The sequence below is a fragment of the Haladaptatus pallidirubidus genome (assembly GCF_020700235.1).
In the GTDB taxonomy this organism is placed as follows: Archaea; Halobacteriota; Halobacteria; order Halobacteriales; family Haladaptataceae; genus Haladaptatus; species Haladaptatus pallidirubidus.
Map to the genome: position 1 here is coordinate 1,483,357 of NZ_CP085301.1, position 19,875 is coordinate 1,503,231.

At 59.6% G+C, this 19,875-nt stretch carries 22 protein-coding genes; 11 read left to right on the forward strand and 11 right to left on the reverse strand.

Features of this window, described 5'->3' with window-relative positions:
• Nucleotides 1-5: 5 nt before the first annotated feature.
• On the reverse strand, nt 6-470 hold the full coding sequence (locus LIX15_RS08170) for a DUF6653 family protein (RefSeq protein WP_227773246.1): 465 nt from the start codon (nt 468-470) through the stop codon (nt 6-8).
• A gap of 75 nt (nt 471-545) precedes the next feature.
• Here LIX15_RS08170 and LIX15_RS08175 point away from each other — a divergent pair, with 75 nt between their 5' ends.
• Nucleotides 546-1,100: a SprT-like domain-containing protein gene (locus LIX15_RS08175; RefSeq protein ID WP_227773247.1), complete on the forward strand. Its 555-nt coding sequence runs from the start codon at nt 546-548 to the stop codon at nt 1,098-1,100.
• A gap of 138 nt (nt 1,101-1,238) precedes the next feature.
• Here LIX15_RS08175 and LIX15_RS08180 read toward each other — a convergent pair whose 3' ends face one another.
• The 3 genes from LIX15_RS08180 to LIX15_RS08190 all read right to left on the reverse strand — a co-directional run bounded on the left by LIX15_RS08180 (nt 1,239) and on the right by LIX15_RS08190 (nt 2,718).
• A complete protein-coding gene (locus LIX15_RS08180; RefSeq protein WP_425556775.1) occupies nt 1,239-1,490 on the reverse strand; it encodes a DUF7344 domain-containing protein in 252 nt (83 codons plus the stop codon).
• Between the two features lie 50 nt (nt 1,491-1,540).
• Nucleotides 1,541-1,987, reverse strand: coding sequence for a universal stress protein (locus LIX15_RS08185; protein ID WP_227773249.1), 447 nt, complete (start codon nt 1,985-1,987; stop codon nt 1,541-1,543).
• 71 nt (nt 1,988-2,058) lie between these two features.
• A complete protein-coding gene (locus LIX15_RS08190; RefSeq protein WP_227773250.1) occupies nt 2,059-2,718 on the reverse strand; it encodes a helix-turn-helix domain-containing protein in 660 nt (219 codons plus the stop codon).
• A gap of 88 nt (nt 2,719-2,806) precedes the next feature.
• Here LIX15_RS08190 and LIX15_RS08195 point away from each other — a divergent pair, with 88 nt between their 5' ends.
• Complete coding sequence (locus LIX15_RS08195; RefSeq protein WP_227773251.1) at nt 2,807-4,162, forward strand: cytochrome P450; 1,356 nt, start codon at nt 2,807-2,809, stop codon at nt 4,160-4,162.
• A 360-nt stretch (nt 4,163-4,522) separates the two neighbouring features.
• Here LIX15_RS08195 and LIX15_RS08200 read toward each other — a convergent pair whose 3' ends face one another.
• Both LIX15_RS08200 and LIX15_RS08205 read right to left on the reverse strand, forming a co-directional pair.
• Entirely contained in the window at nt 4,523-5,059 is a 537-nt protein-coding gene (locus tag LIX15_RS08200) for an Ntn hydrolase family protein (RefSeq protein WP_227773252.1), read from the reverse strand.
• 61 nt (nt 5,060-5,120) lie between these two features.
• Nucleotides 5,121-6,359 carry an MFS transporter gene (locus LIX15_RS08205; protein ID WP_227773253.1) on the reverse strand — a complete coding sequence of 413 codons (1,239 nt, stop codon included), beginning with the start codon at nt 6,357-6,359 and terminating at the stop codon, nt 5,121-5,123.
• A gap of 178 nt (nt 6,360-6,537) precedes the next feature.
• Between LIX15_RS08205 and LIX15_RS08210 the strand changes: the two genes are divergently transcribed.
• Nucleotides 6,538-7,479, forward strand: a complete 942-nt coding sequence (locus LIX15_RS08210; RefSeq protein WP_227773254.1) for a helix-turn-helix transcriptional regulator — start codon at nt 6,538-6,540, stop codon at nt 7,477-7,479.
• A gap of 6 nt (nt 7,480-7,485) precedes the next feature.
• On the opposite strand, the gene LIX15_RS08215 is transcribed toward LIX15_RS08210, so the two are convergent.
• Nucleotides 7,486-7,662, reverse strand: a complete 177-nt coding sequence (locus tag LIX15_RS08215) for a hypothetical protein (RefSeq protein ID WP_227773255.1) — start codon at nt 7,660-7,662, stop codon at nt 7,486-7,488.
• Between the two features lie 161 nt (nt 7,663-7,823).
• On the opposite strand from LIX15_RS08215, the gene LIX15_RS08220 reads away from it, so the two are divergent.
• The 6 genes from LIX15_RS08220 (at nt 7,824) to LIX15_RS08245 (ending at nt 11,606) form a co-directional block, all read left to right on the forward strand.
• The gene (locus LIX15_RS08220; protein ID WP_227773256.1) at nt 7,824-8,120 is read left to right on the forward strand and encodes a HalOD1 output domain-containing protein; all 297 of its coding nucleotides are present in this window, start codon (nt 7,824-7,826) and stop codon (nt 8,118-8,120) included.
• Nucleotides 8,121-8,181: 61 nt separating this feature from the next.
• Nucleotides 8,182-8,751, forward strand: a complete 570-nt coding sequence (locus LIX15_RS08225) for a PH domain-containing protein (RefSeq protein WP_227773257.1) — start codon at nt 8,182-8,184, stop codon at nt 8,749-8,751.
• Nucleotides 8,687-9,322 carry a PH domain-containing protein gene (locus tag LIX15_RS08230; RefSeq protein WP_227773258.1) on the forward strand — a complete coding sequence of 212 codons (636 nt, stop codon included), beginning with the start codon at nt 8,687-8,689 and terminating at the stop codon, nt 9,320-9,322. The genes LIX15_RS08225 and LIX15_RS08230 overlap by 65 nt, the downstream gene beginning before the upstream one ends.
• 211 nt (nt 9,323-9,533) lie before the next feature.
• Nucleotides 9,534-10,205, forward strand: a complete 672-nt coding sequence (locus LIX15_RS08235) for a S8 family serine peptidase (protein ID WP_227773259.1) — start codon at nt 9,534-9,536, stop codon at nt 10,203-10,205.
• Between the two features lie 245 nt (nt 10,206-10,450).
• On the forward strand, nt 10,451-11,095 hold the full coding sequence (locus LIX15_RS08240) for a helix-turn-helix domain-containing protein (RefSeq protein WP_227773260.1): 645 nt from the start codon (nt 10,451-10,453) through the stop codon (nt 11,093-11,095).
• Nucleotides 11,096-11,246: 151 nt separating this feature from the next.
• Nucleotides 11,247-11,606, forward strand: a complete 360-nt coding sequence (locus tag LIX15_RS08245; protein ID WP_227773261.1) for a group I truncated hemoglobin — start codon at nt 11,247-11,249, stop codon at nt 11,604-11,606.
• A gap of 33 nt (nt 11,607-11,639) precedes the next feature.
• Here LIX15_RS08245 and LIX15_RS08250 read toward each other — a convergent pair whose 3' ends face one another.
• Nucleotides 11,640-12,539 (reverse strand): polysaccharide deacetylase family protein, encoded by a 900-nt coding sequence (locus LIX15_RS08250; protein WP_227773262.1) that lies wholly within the window; start codon nt 12,537-12,539, stop codon nt 11,640-11,642.
• Between the two features lie 114 nt (nt 12,540-12,653).
• Between LIX15_RS08250 and LIX15_RS08255 the strand changes: the two genes are divergently transcribed.
• On the forward strand, nt 12,654-13,643 hold the full coding sequence (locus tag LIX15_RS08255; protein WP_227773263.1) for an asparaginase: 990 nt from the start codon (nt 12,654-12,656) through the stop codon (nt 13,641-13,643).
• Nucleotides 13,644-13,690: 47 nt separating this feature from the next.
• Here the strand turns inward: LIX15_RS08255 and LIX15_RS08260 are convergent, their stop codons facing one another.
• Nucleotides 13,691-14,047: a hypothetical protein gene (locus LIX15_RS08260; protein WP_345411547.1), complete on the reverse strand. Its 357-nt coding sequence runs from the start codon at nt 14,045-14,047 to the stop codon at nt 13,691-13,693.
• 397 nt (nt 14,048-14,444) lie between these two features.
• Here LIX15_RS08260 and LIX15_RS08265 point away from each other — a divergent pair, with 397 nt between their 5' ends.
• A complete protein-coding gene (locus tag LIX15_RS08265; RefSeq protein WP_227773265.1) occupies nt 14,445-15,623 on the forward strand; it encodes a M24 family metallopeptidase in 1,179 nt (392 codons plus the stop codon).
• Here LIX15_RS08265 and LIX15_RS08270 read toward each other — a convergent pair.
• On the reverse strand, nt 15,613-18,780 hold the full coding sequence (locus LIX15_RS08270; protein ID WP_227773266.1) for an FAD-binding and (Fe-S)-binding domain-containing protein: 3,168 nt from the start codon (nt 18,778-18,780) through the stop codon (nt 15,613-15,615). The genes LIX15_RS08265 and LIX15_RS08270 overlap by 11 nt on opposite strands.
• 7 nt (nt 18,781-18,787) lie before the next feature.
• A complete protein-coding gene (locus LIX15_RS08275; protein ID WP_227773267.1) occupies nt 18,788-19,759 on the reverse strand; it encodes a D-2-hydroxyacid dehydrogenase in 972 nt (323 codons plus the stop codon).
• Between the last annotated feature and the right edge of the window lie 116 nt (nt 19,760-19,875).

Sequence of the window (19,875 nt, forward strand, 5' to 3'; positions counted from 1 at the left end):
CCGAATTAGGCGAGTTGTTCGCGATTTGCGTCGTAATACCGCGCCATCTCGGCGACGAACCAGAATTTGAGTCCGGCGGAGACAATGGTACAAATAGCCGTTTTTCGAGGGTTCCGTTGGTACGCCGAATACAGCCCGTACAGGAAAATCGGGACGTTAAGCCTGTTCAGCACGTTCGGATAGCCGGATTTGCCGCCGTGTGTGAGCCAGAGCTGTTCGCCGAGAACGCCTCTAAACATCCAGCTCTCCGCCACGGCTTCGGGGTCGGGTTTCGGGAACAGAACCGGATTGACGATGACGAACAGTATCGTTAGTCCTAGCAGTTTCCAGTCGTGGCGGTAGAGCGATATCATCAGCACGGGATACGACAGCACCCGCGACCAGCCGCTTTTCGGGTTCGAATGGCGTTCCCAGAACGATTGTATCAGCCGCTCCCGCGATTGGGACGGCTCGTTTCGTACCTCTCTCATACGCGGAGTATGTCGTCGAGGAAGAAAAGGTGTGAGAGAAAATGTGAGAGGGAGCGTTATGGTTTTTCGGTGAGAATGCCACGACGAATGGAACCGACGACGCGCGACGAATTGCTCTCCGCCGCGAAACGTTACGCGGAGGGGGTTCCGATAGAGGTCGAGTTGTCGCAAATCGACTGGGAGTGTTCGGAGCGCGCAGTGCGTCGTGCCGGTGCCTGTCTCTACGACCCTCGAACCGAAGCAGTCACGATTCGACTGACGTGGAGCGCCTACCGCGCCTTCGGCTGGGAGGAGTTCACCGAAACGATTCGACACGAACTGGTTCATGCGTGGGAGTTCCAGCAGTTCGGCGAGTCGGGGCACGGGACTCGGTTTGCGGAGAAAGCACGAGAACTGGCCGCACCGCGACACTGCCGAACGTTTTCGGAGGCTCGACTTCGATTACGTTGTTCGTCCTGCGATTGGGATGCGCGCCGGTATCGCGCATCGGAGGCGGTTAAGCATCCGACAGAACGACGATGTGGTGCCTGTGGTTCGCGCTATCGAGTCGAACACGTGGAAAGCGGGAGATGCTGGCGAACTCACGCGGGGTATCTGGTCTCGCGCAGAAAACTCGACGACGAGTGGTGAATCGGGGATAGACGGTGGTTTTCGACCTCACTCGGAAACGTCGTCCACGAACGAAAGTAGTTCGGCGAGGGGTTCCGCGTTCTCCTCGGGATGGAGTATCCTGCTCGGGCCGTCGGGCGCGGAGATCACGTTCGCGTCCTACAACACCGAAACGTGTCGCTGATAGAACGTCGTGTAGACGGTAGTTCGCTGGTTGGACGTGGCGTCGGAACCGAACTCGCGGGCGGTCACCTCATCGACCAGCATTCGCATCTGTATCGGGGCGTCCACTTCGGAGACGATACAAATCGCGTGTCTGCGACGTTCCACACGGCAGAGATTGAATAGTTCGTCCGCTGACAGAGCTATCGGCTTCGAAACCGGATTACTGCCAAGTAATCGACCCAACATTCGATTTTATTATCATTTTAGTATCACCTTACCGATTCCGATTCGACGTTCTACTCGGTGACGACGGTGACCGCGCCGTCGAAATCGAGAATAACCGACTGTGTCCGATCACCGAAGATGGCTTTCCCGGTCGGCGACCGCTTGCGTCCCACTAGAAAGACGTGGTCGCAGTCCAACTCCTCGGCGGCGGCCAAAATTTCGTCGCGTTCGTCGCCGACGCGCCCCACCGCATCGTACTCGATGTTAATGTCGTCGAGGACCTCCCGACCGATATCCTCCGCGAACTGGCGCGCGCCATCGAGCGCCTGTCCCGCGGTATAGGACGTTTCGAGATTCGGGATGCTTTCGAGCGACCCCCGCGTTTTTTCGTACTCTTCGTCGCTCGTGACGTGGAGCAAAACGAGAGTAGCCCCGATGCCTTCCGCGAGTTTCCCGGCTTCTGTGACCAGTGCTTTTGCTGATTTGGATGCTTCGACGACGGCGAGCGCTTTATTCATACCAGATATTGCCACAGACAAAAGATAAATAAATTGTCCTTCGCCAGAATCGGCGTTTCGCATTCGTCGGACTACCCGAGGTATCCCGAGATGAGTTTCGCCTCGATTCGCTGGAGATGTTCGCTCACGGTTCCGGTAGAGATGTCGAGCGTTTCGGCGAGGTTTCGGTGGGTAGTCCGTCGTGGCACCTCGTAGTAACCCTCGCGAACGGCGAGTTCGAACAGTTCCAACTGCCGTTCGGTTAGCATCGAGGAGAGTCGTCCCGCGCTCGGTCGGTACTCCCCAAGCCGTTCGAGTCGGAGGTGAATCCCGTTGGGAAGTTCGCTGGCGGCGGTTCGAATAGCCTCGTCCGTACCGAGAACGGTCAGTTGGAGTCCTTGTGAGTCGGTGGTGTCGATGTAGCGCATCGGCCAGTCAAGAACCAGTTCGTGTTCGTGGAGGAGGGAGATCAGTTTGTCGACGAGTCCTGCGGTTCGACACTGGAGGTAGACGACACCGCGTCCGCCGCTTCCGACGACGTCGAACTCGATTGCGTCGGGCGATTCCGTGAGCAGTGTCCTGGCGCGTTCCAAATCGCCCCTTAGTTCGAGCAGTTCAACGTACATCCCCTCGTGGACGGGGCTCACGTACCGAATCGCCTCGACGGTCAGGTCGTCACTCTGCGCGAACAGGTCGTCGATAGGGTGAACCTGCACGTCGTCCCACCTCAGTACGACGGTGGCTGACCTCATGGTCGAAGTCAGGTTCGTCGATATTTAAATCCACCTAGGATGCTCGGCTACAGAGATAGACGGAATGGGGAACACTAGTCAAGTAAGGATGAGTAGCGACACACCCCCAATCACGAAAGAGATGCCGCCCGGTCCCGACGGCCTACCGATAGTCGGAACCCGGCTAGCCTTCCTCCGCGACCCGTTCGGTTTCATGACGCGGACTGCACGCGAGTACGGCGACATTGCGTACATGGAGGAACCGCACGGAAACGTCTACCAACTCAACCATCCCGATTATATCGAGCAGGTGCTCGTGCAGAACAACCAGAACTACGTCAAGGGAGATATTTTTCAAGGCACCCTCGGCCCGATGACGGGGAACGGAATTTTGAACAGCGAAGGCGCCGTCTGGCGTCGAAATCGGCACCTCATCCAGCCCGCGTTTCATCCGGGTCGAATCGAAGCCTACGCCGAGATGATGACGACGCTGACCGAAGAGATGCTCGAAACGTGGGCAGATGGCGAAACGCGATTGGTTCACGACGACATGATGACGCTGACGCTGAAAATTGTCGCACAGGCGCTGTTCGGCGTCGATATAGACGACTACGTCGAGCCCATTGCCGAATCGCTGGAGGAGTTTATGGAGGCTACGGAAAGCCTCGCGAACATGGTGCTTCCGCCGGGGATTCCGACACCGGCGCGTCTTCAAATCCGAGAAGCCCGAAAGAAACTCGATGGGGTGGTGTATCACCTCATTGAACAACGACGCGAAAATCCGGCCGAGCAGGACGTTCTCTCGACGCTTCTGGACGTAACCGACGACGACGGCCACCGAATGACCGACGAGCAGATTCGGGACGAAGTGGTGACTCTTCTGCTCGCGGGACACGAAACGACCGCGCTCTCGCTTACCCTCACGATGTACGTTCTCGGCGAGCATCCGAAAGTCGAGGAGAAATTGGTGGCGGAGTTGGACGAGGTGCTCGACGGACGCTCGCCGACGATGGCAGATCTTCCCGAGTTAGCCTACACTGAGCAGGTGGTCAAAGAGTCGATGCGCCTCTATCCCCCGGTGCCGGGAATCATCCGCCAACCCGTCAAGCCCGACATCATCGGCGGCTACGAGATTCCCGCAGGTTCCACCGTGCAGATGAATCAGTGGGTCGTCCACCGCGACCCGCGATGGTACGACGACCCCCTCGCGTTCCAACCGGAACGCTGGACCAAGGAGTTCGAAGGGTCGCTCCCGAAACTAGCCTACTTCCCGTTCGCGGCCGGGCCGCGGCGCTGTATCGGCGACCGATTCGCCATGCTGGAAGCCCGCCTCCTGCTTGCGACCATCTACCAGCAGTTCCATCTCGAACTGACGCCGGAGACGGAACTAGACTTGATGGCGACGGTTACCGCTCGCCCGAAAAAAGAAATCCCGATGACCGTCCGTCGCCGGACGAGCCGGTAGCACGATTCGTTTCGCGAGGAAACGTTCGTCATCTCACCGCCACTTCTCGTCCCGACTCGGATGCGTGAACGCCAGTTCGTGAGCGAACTCGTTTCCAACGAGCGCCTTCACCGCTTCCAATGGGTTGCTTTAGAGTAGTTCTAAAACTGTGCAATTCTGTTGGTTTAGAAATAAATCGCGCTATTCTGTCGAAATGGTTAGCGTGATAGTTATAAATACAACATATCTGACGGCGTCGGTTTCGGTTCATTTGGTTCCGCAGAATCGAGAAAGACAGCAATTGCCACCGGATGAACTGGGGCGACGACGGCACAACTCGCGAATCCGCCCACGAACGGAATGCTTCCTAGTGCCCACGAATTACGCGGTTCGTTCGAGTCGGAACACGTCGATGTCGGTTCCCGCGTCCGTCGTTCGTTCCGCGACAGCGCGGAGGGTGTCCCGAACAAGCGCTTCCGCCGCATCTAAATCGTCCGCCGTCTTCCCACCTTCGAGTCGTCCGAACGCGACCGGCGAACCGCTTCCGAGCGCGGCGACTTCGGTTTCCACGGTTCGTCCGTCGTTTCCGACCTCGTGGAGGACGACGGAACCGTCCTCGTCCCTGCCCGCGACGAGCGCATCGACGCCCGTTTCCTCGGCGATTTCGCCCGCCGTTCGTGCGAGTCGGGTAGACGACACCGGTTCCTCGCGTTCGGTTTGATACGTGCGGAGTTCGGCGTCGAAGGTGCGGTCAAATTTCCCAATTGAACCAGGATCGCCCACGACTGCACAACCTGCGAAATCGTAGTCGAACACTCGTTGTACCGAGTCCGAGGTGACGGTTCCGCCCGCTGTCTGTCGTCGGTCACCAGCGAGAACGACTCCCTCGGGGCAGACGACTCCAACTACAGTTGCCATGGGTGACCAACGACAGGCGACGAAAAGAGCGTTATTGCTATTGGAAATTCGGTGCCGATTTTCAGGCCGGCTCTTCCGCGTGCGTGATTTGCCGCGTTCGAATCACGCTCATCGAGAGGACGAAGAACGCGACGGCGAGGGCGACGACCGCGCTGGCGATGAACAGCGGATAGTACCCTGTAACTGCGGCGATACTGGCGAACAAGACCGGGCCGGCGGACCGACCGAGGAACGTGGTACTGTTTCGAAGGCTCAGCGCGCCGCCGCGAAGGCCCACCGAAACGAGGTCGCTGATTGCGGCATCGACCGCGGGCATCGAAAGGCCAAGTCCGGCACCGAAGACGAGCATCGCGAGCGTGATACCGACCGGAGTAGGAACCAACCACGCGCCGAACAAACCCACGGCGTAGCACGCGAATCCGACGGCGATGAGGCCGTAGTTGGATAGGTAGCGGGCGAACCAGCCGTTCTTCGCGGAGACGACGACGGACGACGTTTCCGAGACCGCGAGGACGACGCCAATCGCAAGCGCGGACATGCCGAAATTTCCTTCGAGGAGGAACGGCATGATGGTGATTACCGCGCCGAACAGCAGGAGTTCGGTCATGCAAGCCGCGCCGTAGAGGACGAGAGCGTCGGTGCCACTCAGCACGCGAACCGCGCGCCGGAGATAGGCGACCCCCTGCGAATCGCGCTCGTGGGACGGTTCTTCGAGGTGCCGAACGGCGTAAAAGGCGAGCGGAAGTCCCGCCAAGTAGACGAAGTAGGGTACATTCCACGAGACGGTCGCGAGAGCACCGCCGACGAGCGGGAAAATCGCCGCCCCTGCCGAGAGGACGGCATTGTTCATCCCGAGAACCGCGTTCCGTCGGGTTCCCTCGAACGTGTCGCCGATGAGCGTCACGGTGGTGATGAAGATGCCCGCCGCGGCGGTGCCGCCGACGATACGAAGGGCGAGCACGGCCTCGTAACTCGGAGCGACGACAATCGCCCCGCCCGAGAGGCTAAAGACGACGAGGCAGCTGATGAGAACCGTCCGTCGTCCGATTCTGTCTGCGAGCATGCCGATGAACGGCGACAGCACGATTCCGACGAGGAAGTACGTGCTGATGAGTAGACTCGCCTGCGCGTCGGAGATACCGAAGGCGTCCCGAAACGCGGGCAGAGTCGGGCTAACCAGCGGCACGCCGAGCGGAGCGAGGAGCGTCGCCGCGAGCACGATTTGAACTGTCGGCGAGCGCCACGGTGAGGTCAATTTCGATTCGGCCGATGAGTTTGAAGCGGTGTCGGTGGAAGTCATATCGGTTCGCATCCTTGTTCGCTGGTATCCCGTACCACAATAGAACGGACGACCGGATTCCGGTTAGCCTCACCCATCAAAATTGGTTTCAGTTCCTGAGATGACTGTTCACGTTCTGCGACCTGTCTCACGATGTGAGACGCGATATTGCTATGCCATATGGTACCAAATATACAGTATGGTCGAGCACGGAGCGGAACCCAGAGGTCGAAACCGGGACGCTAACCGAGAGGATCAAAACGCGGGTCGAGACGAGCGAAAATCGACGGGCGACGAGGGCAGTATCTTCGACGAACTGCTGCAGACGAATCTCGAACTACGAACGGACGACGCGGGCGAGACGGTACGGCGAATCGACACCGACCAGTTAATCGATTTCGTCCGGCACGGGCCGGTGTTAGAAGCCCTCGTTCATGCGCCGCTCGACCGGCGCGAAATCGAGGCCGAGTTGGGCGTGTCGCGGGCGACGAGCCATCGGTTCACTCGATGGCTTGGCGAACACGACCTCGCGGAGAAGGTGGACGGCCGGTTCCGATTGACGGGGTACGGCCAGGTAGTCACGGAGGAGGTTCGGCGATTCGAGCGAAATCTCGCAACCGCGGAGCGACTCGCACCGCTGCTCGAATCCATCTGCCAGAGCCACCAGGAGTTCGTCATCGAACCGTTCGGCGACGCGACCGTCACGGTCGCATCGCCAGCGGATCCGTATCGGCCGGTTCAGCGATTCCTCACGCTCCTCGACAAATCGGACACGCTCCGCGGATTCAACACGACGCACATGGTACCACTTTCGCTGGGCGCGTTTCACGAACAACTGTTCGAAAACATCGATACGGAGATAATTTATCTCCCGGACGCGGTGGAGAAACTGGTCGAGACGTATCCGGAACCCGCGACCGCCGCGCTCGAACGCGGCCACCTCAAACTGCGGACGCGAGAAGCACTTCCCTATGGACTCGCCATCTTCGACGACCGAGTCGGAATCGGCGGCTACGACGAGCGAACCGGAACGATGCAGGTGTTCGTGGACTCCGAGACGGCCATCGCTCGCAAGTGGGCTGAGCGGGTTTACGGCGTGTATCGGGAGCGCTCTGAACCGCTCGGTGAAGACGCGAGCTAAAATTCCTTAGGTTTCAGTCTGATTTTCTCGGGCGCTCGTTTCGGAACTGGGCTGTGCTGACGTCGTATTCTCGTCATCTCGTTCGAGCGTCGAACACAGCAATTCGGGGGTTCGTTGGTGCCGTGGCGTCTGTGCAAACTTCTGGATTTGTCGAAAATCGTCGTCGGTGAGTCCAGTTACCATACCACTATCGCAACTTTGTTGCATATAAGCGTATGCTTAATAGCTATCTGGATGAGTTATCAGAAATGATCTAAATGTCAACGTGAAATACGGATGCGTCTGACGGGGTTTTAAATATAACGTCGTTGCGTACAGTTTCAGGACAACGAGAGTGAGTCAGCATGCAACCAAGACAACCAACAATACGGAACAAGACGGAGTCGGATGCCGCAAAATCGCCACAACGCTACGCAATACGTCCGGACGAGAGAGTGAGCGAGGCAGTCGTCAGAGCAGTTTCGACGGCGACCGCGACCGAGTTGCAGTTGGACGACCCGCTGTATGACCACATCGACCCTGACGCGCTGAACGACCTCTTTCGCCCCTATCCGGGACGGCAACACAGCGGAACTGAGGTTCATTTCAACTACCACAGCTACACCGTCGTCGTCACTGCCGACGCCGTCGAACTGCGCTGAGTAACGAATTTTCACCGCCGATGCACGGAATCATTATCCCGTGTCGGTTCGACACCAAAGTATGGACGAATCGTTCGATTGGTTTTCGCCGGATGACGGTGAGGAGGTAATCTGGGCGGGTAAACAGCATCCGTACAGTCTCGTCCCGGCGTTCGTCGTTGGAATTCCCCTTACCCTCGTTGTCGTCGGCCTCGTCATCATGGTTTCCGCGTATCTCTCCTATCAGAACACGAACTACGTGGTGACGAACGACGCGCTCTACAAGAAAACGGGCGTACTATCGCGGAACGTCCAGCGAATCGAGTTTGACAAGGTACAGGACACCTCTTATCGACAGAGCTTTTTCGGCGCGCAGTTCGGGTACGGAACCGTCGATATTAGCACTGCCGGGGGAAGCGGCGTCGAAATGAGCTTCGACAACGTCGATGCGCCGCGGGATTTGCAGTCGCTCATCAACGAGCGAAACAAGAAACGAGGAACGGGAACCGACACCGAAGGCGACAAAAACGCCGTCTTGGGAGAAATTTTGGCCGAACTGCGTGCTATTCGGGACGCCGTCGAAAACGATGGTGAGCCGTCGAACGCGAACGCGGACGGAGATTGGAGCGAACCGGAAGACGACCGGCTATGAACGGGAACGACAGACCATGAACGGAACCGACTGGCTCGTATTGGACGCCAACGAGGAAATACGGTGGCAGGGTCGTCCACGACTGATGAGCGCTCTTCCCGCATTACTCATCGGACTGTTCCTCGTCGTTGGGTCGATTGCGGTGGCGGTGACGGCGGGGGAGCCGATCGCGTTTTTGCTATTTCCTCTCGGAATCACACTTCCTGTTCTCTCCTATCTCACCATCTCGAACACGCGATTCGTCGTGACCGACCGCGCGCTCTACCGAAAAACGGGCATTCTCTCGCGAAACGTCCGGCAGCTATCGATAAACAGGGTGCAGAACAGTCGTTTCCGACAGGGAATTCGCGGGACGATGTTCGACTACGGAACCGTTGGAATCGAAGTAGCGGGCGGCGGCGGTCTCCGGTTCCAAAATATCGAAAGCCCGCGCGACGTTCGCGCGACGATAGACCGACAGGCGACGACCGCTTCGATTCCCGGAACGCTTGCGCAGTGGAACGAAGTTCTTGAAGAAGTTCGGGCACTTCGATTCGCAATAGAAGGAGGGCGAGGACGCAATCGTCGATGAGGTATGTGTCGGACGGAATAGATCCGAAACGGACTTTTTGTGAATATTGTAGCTGCGCGGTGTATTATTAGTATCGTACCAGAATAAAGTCGAGCGCGACAGCGAGGCCGGTGGCCCTCCGGAAAATCTCGGAAGGGGAAAGAAGAAGACGAACGACCCGCTGTACGACCTCCAGTGGGACCAGCAAACGCAGGACATACCGGCGGTGCACTTGAAAACGCGCGGAGAAGGAACCAGCGTCGCCATCATCGACTCGAGTATCCTGCCGAGCCGCTCCGACCTCGGGTCGCTCAACGAAGTCCTCTCCAAGAACTTCACGTCGGACGACGGCACCTTCGCGCCGGTCGGAAGCGACCACGGAACCCACAGTGCGGGTATCGTCGCCGCCGCGGGCAACGACAGTGCGAACCTCGACACCGACGGCGACGTCATCAGCCTCCCGAACGAAATAAAGAACTACATGAGCATCAGCGCAACCGGTCCAATCGGCTACCGCTGGGGCGACCCTGGCGACGGAAACGCGCAGAAAAAGCGCAACTACCCCGCTGCGTCGAACCACGTCGAAGACGAAACGTGGTCGCCGGCGTTCTACACGAACTACGGCGAGAACACGATCGATATCAGCGCACCCGGTGGCGACGCCGATCTCGATGCGCTCGACGAAATCGACGCGTCGTTCGAGCCGACCTATTCGTGGAAAGCAGGGACGAGCATGGCGGCCCCGGCGGTCGCCGGTACCGCGGCGCTGATTCGCAGTCTCGCACCCGAAATGTCGCCGCAGGAAGTTCGTGAACACCTGATAAAAACGGCTACGCCGCGCGACCCGACCTACCACGGCGACGGCCACCTCGACACGAAAGCCGCACTGGACGCGCTGGAGTAATCGACGCGATTCGTAGCGAATCGCATCGCAGTGCGGGAGGAAGAAGGGGACGTTCCCGTCCGAGAGTCACTGCTAGACAGTTTGTGTCTTCAGCAGGAAATTCGAGAGTCCATCAACTCGACGCTTCGGGGGACGCTATTCGATAAGTGGAGCCGTTTCTGTAGTGAATTATCAGTATCTTTTCGAGATGAGGTTCTATGAACAGACGGATCGACTTATGGTTCGGGCGCGGGTCTCTTTCGCGTATGGCTTCTGGCGTCCACGCACAAGTCGAAGTACGCGGCGCGGAGGGCTGTCCCGCATCTTTGGTGAGCGAGGAATGTGCGGTCGAATCCGTAACGGTCAGCCAACACGGAACTCCGGAGACGACGAAGGTTATCGGAGAGCTGACAATAGACAGTGCTGGTGACGCGCAGACGGAGTTACGGAAGGCGGACGAAGTATTCACCGACGATTCGAAATCGGTGTACCGGTACAGTCACGCGAACGGCGACTGCCCGTGTGCGCGCGTTCCGAAACACGGGTGTCCCATTCGTGACCTTCGTGTCGATGCCGGACAACTCGTTTTCTCCTTCATTGCACCGAACCTCGAAACGCTTCGAGAAGTCGTTTCGGACCTGCAATCGTGTTGCGCTGGCGTTACGGTTCGCCGCCTCACGCGATCCGATTCCCTCGACGATACGCGGTCGTTGTTGTTCGTAGACCGGAGTGCGTTCACAGAACGACAGTACGATGTGCTCCGAACCGCCCACGAGATGGGCTATTTCGAGTCGCCGAAGGAGTCGAATTCCGAAGCAGTTGCCGACGAGTTGGGAATCTCTGTAGCCACGTTCGTCGAACACCTCTCGGTCGCTCAGACGAAACTGTTGGAACAGATACTGGCGGATTGAGGAGAACGCCTGTCGTTCGCTCCGTCGAGGAACGCTCTCGAAAACACCGACTTATCGAGTGAATTGTTATCATGCCACATTAACTTAAATAAGCCCAGATATACTAGTAACAGTCCGTATCCCGACGCGACGCCGACAGTGAAACGACGCAATGGCACAAACAATTTATCGGGAAATCGGCGGACAAGACGCGGTCGAAGCGGTCATCGATGATTTTTACGACCGGGTGTTGGCGGACGAACAACTCCGGCCGTACTTCGATGGAATGGACATGAACGAACTGTACACCCATCAAGTCCAGTTCATCAGTGCGGTCGCCGGTGGTCCGACCGAGTATGCTGGAGACAACATGCGCGAAGCGCACGCGCATCTCGATATCGACGAAGACCACTTCGACGCCGTCGGGCGGTATCTCGAAACCGCGCTCCGAGAGAACGGCGTCGGGGACGACAATGTCGAGGCGATTATGGCCGAAGTCGTCGCACTGAAGGAGCCAATTCTCGGCCGATAGCGACCACCGTTCCAACGAGTTTCGCACACTCGGTTAGACGTACTCACCTTTGCTTTCGTACACCGACGGGTCGTCTTTGAACTTCCGCGCGATATCTTCGAGCGTCGTAATTTCGACGTTTTCGTGTTCCTTTACGTACTGGATGAACTCCTCGAGGTGCGGTATCATGTGTGGAAGCCCGTGGAGGTCGGGGTGGATCGTCAGCGTGTACACTCCCGCCTCGCGCCGATTGTACAGGAAATCGAACTGCCGTTTGTAGTACTGTTCGTACATCATCGCGGGGTCTTTGTATCCCGTGTGGTAGTTCGGCTGTTTGACGAACAGCATCGGCGGAATGTCGTCCCGATACCAGCTGATGGGGATTTCGACGACGTCCGTTTCCTCCCCGTACTGGTAGGGTTCCATCCACGTCTCGGGGGAATTGTCGTACTCGATCTTCTTCCACGAATCGCCCTTCCGCATCCATGTTGGTTCGAACTGCGTTTCCATCAGACTGCTGTCGTAGAGGAAATCGTGCTTTTCCACGAGGTCGGGCGTGTTCTCGCTGTACTCCCACCAACTGGCGCGGTGACCGGCGGGTTTCTCTCCCGTTACGTCCTCGATGAGGTCGATGGAGGCTTCGATGATCGCGTCCTCCTGTTCGCGGGCGAGATCCGTCGGATTTTCGTGGGAGTAGCCGTGAACGCCGATTTCGTGTCCGTCTGCCGCGACGGCCTCGACTTCGTCGCGGAACGTTTCTATCGTGTGGCCGGGGATGTACCACGACGTATCGACGTTTTCGTCCTCGAAGAGTTGGACTAGTCGAGGAATGCCTTCCTTCCCCGCCGAGATGCCTCGAGAGAGGTCTGCGGGCGAGTCTTCTCCGCCGTACGATCCGAGCCACCCCGCCACACAGTCAGCGTCGATGCCGATTGCGACGTCAATATCACTCATTGTCGAGGAGATAACGGTTCGAACGTTCTTAGAAGTATGCCCCGCTATGGGTCTAGCTCGTACTGCGGTGTGAAAAGGCGAGGAGTATTGAAACAACGGAGCGATGAGTAACTTATGCGCCCGACGATTTCGATACTCGGAACCGGCGGCACCATCGCAAGCACCGACGGTGCGGACGGAGCGACACCGAGCAAAAGTAGCGAAGCGCTCGTTACGGCCGTCCCGCAACTCGCCGACTACGCGGCCCTCGACGTGCGCGAGGTCGCCCAGCGACCCAGTTTCGACATGGATATACCAACGCTGGAGGAACTCCGGCGAGCGATACGAGAGACCGTCGAGGGGGGTGCCGACGGCATTGTCGTCACTCACGGGACAGACACGATGGAGGAGTCGGCGTACTATCTCGATTTGGCGCTCGACGTCGGCGTGCCGGTCGTCGTCACCGGCGCACAGCGGCGTCCCGACGAGGTGAGTCCGGATGGCCCCTCGAATCTCGTCACGGCAGTTCGGGTGTTCACCGACGAGCGGATTCGAAACACGGGCGGCGTCTACATCGCGTTCGACGAAGAGCTGCACGCGGCCCGCGACGCGACGAAGCGACATACGCGCAAACTCGACACCTTCGAGTCCCCCGAGAAGGGTCCGGTAGCGGTGACCACCCGAGACGAAGTTCGGTGCTACCGAGAACCTAGAAGTTACTCTGCTAATCTGGATGGAAGTGGTGACCTATCGGACATCGACGTTCGAATGGTCAAATCCGGGGCGGGCGTCGGTGGCGACCAGATAGAAGCGGCGCTCGATACGGGAGTCGATGGACTGGTTGTCGAAGGAACCGGTTTGGGGAACACGACCGCAGCAGTGGGAGATGCAATCGAGCAAGCAATTTCGACTGGCGTCCCCGTCGTCGTCACGTCACGCTGTTACGCCGGTTCGACGGCACCGGTGTACGGAACGCGCGGAGGTGGCCGAACCCTCGCGAACCACGGAGCGATGCACGGCGACGACCTCCCGACTCACAAAGCACGACTCAAACTGCTCTTGGTTCTCCGGCACGTCGATGACCCGTCCCACACGCGACGGTATTTCAGCAGGATCGGGCGATAGACCCAGTCGGAGCTCGAGCACGGTCGGATTCTCGCCCTCTCCGCACGTCAGGTCTCACCGGGTGACGCATCTTGCACTTCGATTACCTTGGCCTGCGAGAGGAATTTCTGGCCACCACCCGTGCGAATCTGAATCGTTCGACCGGGCAAATTCGGGTCGTCATCAGCAGCCGGCTCTTCTGGAACGGAGATAGCGACAACCTCGTCCAAAGTGACGGTTCGTCGCTGAATCGGATCGCCGTCGTATTCGACCGTCTCCCACGTTTCGACGTCGAAGTCTGCGATATTCGTACCGAAGTACTCCTCCGAATCCTTGTTCACTGAATCCTCCGTTTGGGACTCTCCCGCCGTCCGATTCCCGTCCGTGACCTCTTCGTGCTGGTACTGATAGAAGGATGCGAGCATCGTCATACATACAACGACCATCCAGTAAAGAGATGGCCATGAATAGTTATGCAATATTAATCGCCGCCGAAGAAATGCGGGCGAATTATTCGAGGGATGAAAGTCGGCTATCGGTGGGAGAGCAGTACCGAGACGAAATCTGACTATCCAAGGTGGAAATTCATTAGCGAAGACAAATTAGTGAGAGCTCGCTGACGAATATTTATTTTTAGAACGTGCGGGGGAATGAACCAGCCTTTCTTCGTTTGCTTGGTGAACCGGCTAGACGGTCGCGATGCGATACCGACGCTTCCCGACGATTCGAGGACGGTCCGAGTGGAAGAAGTACACATAATCCGTTTGTATCGTACACAAAAAACTTAAACGATATCCGAACAACCTATCGAGTGACGTTGTCATGCCACAAGCCGTCTTCGATAGAAGCGAATATGAACGGCGGATAGCGCGGACGAAAGAACGAATGCGCGAGGCGGAGCTAGACGCGCTTGTCGTCTCCGACCCTGCAAACATGAACTATCTCACGGGGTACGATGGCTGGTCGTTCTACGTCCATCAAGCCGTCATCGTAACCCACGACCGCGACGAACCGGTCTGGGTCGGGCGGGAGATGGACGCGAACGGCGCACGCGCGACGACGTGGCTCGCCGAGGAGAGTATCCGCTCGTACAGCGACGACCACGTTCAATCGCCGTACGACCTCCACCCGATGGATTTCTTCGCCGAGATATTGGAAGAGCTCGACGCCGAAGACGCCCGCATCGGCCTCGAGATGGACGCCTACTACTTCACCGCGAAGTCGTACACCCGACTTCAGAAGAACCTCCCCGACGCCGAGCTCGACGACGCGACGCTCCTCGTCAACTGGGTTCGAGTCATCAAATCCAAACAGGAGCTAGAGCTTATGCGTCAGGCCGCCCGCATCTCCGAAAACGCGATGCAGGCCGGACTCGACGCGGTCGGCGAGGGCGTTCCCGAATACGAAGTGGCGGCAGAAATCTACGACAGCCTCATCCGGGGAACCGACGAGTTCGGCGGCGACTACCCCTCCATCGTTCCGCTGATGCCGTCCGGCGACCACACAGGAACGCCGCACCTCACGTGGACTGACCGCCCCTTCGAGCGCGGCGATCCAGTCATCATCGAACTCTCCGGTTGTCGGAACCGGTATCACTCCCCGCTGGCGCGAACCACTTTCGTCGGCGACCCGCCCAAGGAGATGCGGCACCGAGCAGAAATCGTCGTCGAAGGACTCGAAGCGGCGCTCGACCACGTCGAACCCGGCGTCACCGCCGAATCTGTCGAGCGAGCGTGGCGCGACGTCATCGAAAAGTACGATATCGTGAAAGAGGACCGTATCGGCTACTCGATGGGACTCGGCTACCCGCCGGACTGGGGCGAACACACGGCCAGTCTCCGCCCCGGCGACGAGACGGTGCTCGAAGAGAACATGACGTTCCACACGATTCCGGGACTCTGGTTCGACGACTTCGGTGTCGAACTCAGCGAGACCTTCCGCGTCACATCGAACGGTGCCGAAGTGCTGGCCGAGTTCCCGCGGGAACTCTTCACCGCCTAACGAAGCGGAATTCCTTTTCTCGACCAACTCTGCGCGACAGCGCTTCGCCCAGCTTTTCCACCGGATGGTCGGGGGTGGTCGTTCGCCTGTCATCCCCGATTTGGGTTCGACACGACGCGCCGGGTGCGACCACCTTGTCTCCGTCGCTGGCGTTGATTTGGTCGAAGAGAATATCCCCGATTGCTCGACTCAGCGAGTAGTGCTCGGATTCGTAGCCGAACGACCCGGCCATGCCACAACAGCCCGAGTCGAGCGCGTCCACCTCGTAGCCCGCCGCACGGAGGACGTTCGCGGCGTGTCCGTCCTTCTTCGTCGCCTTCTGGTGGCAATGACCGTGGTACGTGAGACACTCGTCGGGGGCGTCGAAATCGATGGCGTCCGTCTGGTCGAACCTGTCGAAATACTCCATGACGCCGTAGGCGTTTGCCGCGACGCGCTCGACGGATTGCCCCGAGAGCAGGTCGCAGTAATCCGACTGAAACATCACGGCGTCAGATGGTTCAACTAATACCACGTCCCAGCCGTCGGCGACGCGAGGCGCGAGCGCCGAAACGTTGTGTTCGGCGCGTTCCCGGGACATGTCGAGAAAGCCCTTCGAGTGGGCTGGACGGCCCGTCGCAGTCACATCGCCGGGAATCCGAACGTGAACGCCCGCGGCCTCCAGCACTCGGACGGCGGCTTTTCCGGCGTCGGGATGGTTGTAGTTCGTGTAGGTGTCCGGAAAGAGCAGGACGCGACGCGTCGCATCCTGCTCGGAGACGCGTGCGCCACCGCGGCTCTCGAACCAGTCTTCCATACTCTCGCGATGGAACGTCGGTAGCGTTCGCTCGCGGGCGATTCCGAAGACTTTCTCGGCGATGGTGCGCGACCCCGGCAGTTTCGTGGCCCAGTTCGAGAGCGGCGCAAGGGCACTCCCGAGCGCCGAAAGCTGGTCGATGTTCGCAAAGATTTGGTCGCGGATGCTCGCGCCGTTTCGCTGGTGATGTTCGTGTTCGACTTCCGCCTTGAGCTTCGCCATATCGACCTCGCTGGGGCAGTCGCGGGCGCAGCCCTTACAGCCGATACAGAGATCCATCACCTCGCGCATGAACTCCGCGTCGAACTGCTCGTCTTTCGAAAACTCGCCGCTCATGGCTTGGCGGAGCATATTGGCTCGTCCCCGGGTGCTGAGGCTCTCCTCTTCGGCGGCCCGGTAGGTCGGGCACATCACGCCGCCGGTCGTCTCCTGCCCGCCGCGACAACCGCCACAGCCGTGACAGAGTTCGACCATCCCCTGAAAACCGTTCTCGTTCTGCCAATTGAGGGTCGGGTCGAATCCCGAGTCGAACTCGTAGTCGGGCGAGAATCTGAGGTTTTCGGTCATATCCACGTCGCCGCAGACCTGTCCGGGGTTGAGGAGCCAATCGGGGTCGAAGGCGGATTTGAGGTCGCGGAACACCTCCCAGACGCGCTCGCCGTACAATTTTCGGTTCCACTGGGTTCTTGCGCGTCCGTCGCCGTGTTCGCCCGAGACGCTCCCGCCGTACTCGACCACGAGGTCGGTCACGCCGTCCGCGATGGCTTCCATCTGATTCACCCCCGCCGTACTCTTCGTGTCCACGAGCGGGCGCATGTGCATGCAACCGGGGCCAGCGTGAGCGTAAAAGCTGGCGAAGGTATCGTTCTCTTCGAGCACGCGCTGGAAGTCGGCGACGTAGTCGCCGAGGTGCTCGGTCGGAACCGCGGTGTCCTCGATGAACGAGATGTGCTTCGCGTCGGACGTTCGGGAGAGCAGGATGGGCATCCCGCTCTTTCTGAGTTTCCACAGTTGTGCGCGCTCGGCGTCCTCGTACGCTTCCAAAGCGGCGAACGCACCCGATCGATCGGCGGCTGTGTCAGCGACCGAATCCTCGACAGATGCCTCGTTTGTCGAGGGTTCATCGCCGACGCGGTCGGCGACGAGGTCGGCGACTTTCTCGCGTCGTTCGTCGTCCGAATCGGCGTAGAATTCGACCAGCAGTGCCGTCTCGGTGCCGTCCGGAAGACGCGCGGCGACCTCGGCGAACTCTTCGGTCTCCCGCGCGAGGTCGAGCAGTACATCGTCGATGGCCTCGACGGCCGCCGGGTCGTGGTTGCGCACGATGGCGTCCACGTCGACCATCGCGTCGAGAAGGTCGCGGTACGCGAGTAGGGCGACGGACTTCGTTTCCGGAATCGATTCGAGTGAAACGGTCGCCTCCGTGATGACGCCGAGCGTCCCTTCACTCCCGGCGAAGAGCCGAGCGAGGTTGATTACGCCTTCCTCGCTCACGGCTTCGCTGTTCACGTCGTTCGAGGCGCGACGCGCACCGCGCGATTCTGCTATCAATCGGTCGAGATTGTATCCCGAGACGTTGCGTTTGAGTTGGGGATAGGCGTCGCGAACCGCGTCCGACTCCTCGTCGATGACGCGGCGAACCGCGTCGTATATCTGCGCTTCGCGGTCGCCTTCGGGGTCGGCGCGGTTCCGGAGTTCGTTGATGGTCAGCTCGCCAAACGTCGTCACGGTTCCGTCCGACAGGACGACTTCGATTTCCTCCACGTAGGCGTCTGTCTTGCCATATTTCAACGAATGCGCGCCGGTCGAGTTGTTGCCGATTGCGCCGCCGAGCGTGCTCCGATTTCCGGCGGCGGGGTCGGGCGCGAACTTCAGCCCGTGCCTGGAGACCGCCCCGTTTAACTCCGCGAGGACGGTTCCGGCTTGCGCTCGCACCCGTCGTTCGTCGGCGTCGATATCGACGACGTCGTCCATGGCGACGGTAAAATCGAGGACGACTGCCTCGTTGACCGCCTGTCCGGCAAGGCTCGTTCCGCCGCCCCGAGGAAGAACCGGAATCCCGCGCTCGGCGCAGTACTCGACGACCGCGGCGACATCCGCGGTCGATTGCGGGAGGACGACGCCGACGGGCGTCACCTCGTAGGCGCTGGCGTCGGTGGCGTACAACTGTCGAGAGTACTCATCGAATCGAACCTCACCATCGATGCGGTCGGTGAGGTCTGCCACGAGGGCGGAGCGCGCGACGTCGCCGCCGACGTAGTCGTAATCGGCCCGCGAGTCGTTTGCTGGTTCGACGGTCGAGTCGGTGTCGGCGTCTACGTCCGCGCGTTGGCGGGACGGTCTGGGGTCTTGCGATGCCATCGTCTCGTTACGCGGAATCCGGTGCGAGCACTCGATTTTCCAACGATTCCCCGGCGTCGAGCCGTTCGACGTTTTTCGCGACGATGTCGGCGAGCCGCTCCCAGTGGCGCGGCGTGTGTCCGCCGGTGTGGGGCGTGATGAGACAGTTTTCGAGATTCCAGAGCGGATGGTCGGCCGGAAGCGGTTCGGGGTCGGTCACGTCGAGCGCCGCCCCGCGAATCTTGTTCGACCGGAGCGCGGAGACGAGAGCGTCCGTATCGACGATGCCCCCCCGTGCGGCGTTGACGAGGACGGCGTCCGGCGGTAGCGTCGCGAATTCCGATTCCCCGACGAGGCCGCGCGTCGTCTCGGTGAGCGGACAGGCGACGACGACGTACTCGCTCCGCGAGAAAGCCTCGTGGACGGCGTCCTCCTCGAACCCGACGACTTCGCCCGTCGGGCCGCCTTTCTCCGGCGAGTAACGAACACCGATGGTCTCCACGTCGAACCCCTGGAGACGCTGGACGACCGCCTTCCCGATGGAGCCGAGCCCGATGACCGTGACGGTGCTGTCGGTGAGTTCGCCAGACTGGAAATGTCTCCACTCGGCGCGTTGTTTGCGTCGCCACCCCTCGTGGAGGCGGCGCGCGAAGACGAGCACGTTGCCGATGGCCTGCTCGGCAATGCCGGGGGCGTGGATTCCGCCGGCGTTCGTCACGGCGACGCCGCGTTCCGCGACGGCGTCCATCGGGACGTGGTCGGTTCCGGCGAAGGTGCACGCGAACAGTTCGAGGCGCTCGGCGCGGTCGAGCAAGTCTTCCTCGACCGTGATGCCGGTGACGACTCGCGCGTCGGCGACGAGTTCGCGCTCCTGTTTCGGAGTTCGAGCGAGCGCGACCGTCCGGTCGGGAAGGCGTTCGCGCAACTCCTCGGCGTACGATTCCATCGAAAGTCCTTCCGTCCCCTCGCGGAGGACGACAATATCCGGGTTTGCACTCATTCTTTCACCATCGCGTCACCCGACGCGAATCGATAATCGAATCATTGTGACAGCCCACCTTAGTCCTTTTGTGTAGTCGATGTCAACGAAAAGTGTTTACAATTAAGTAGTCGGAG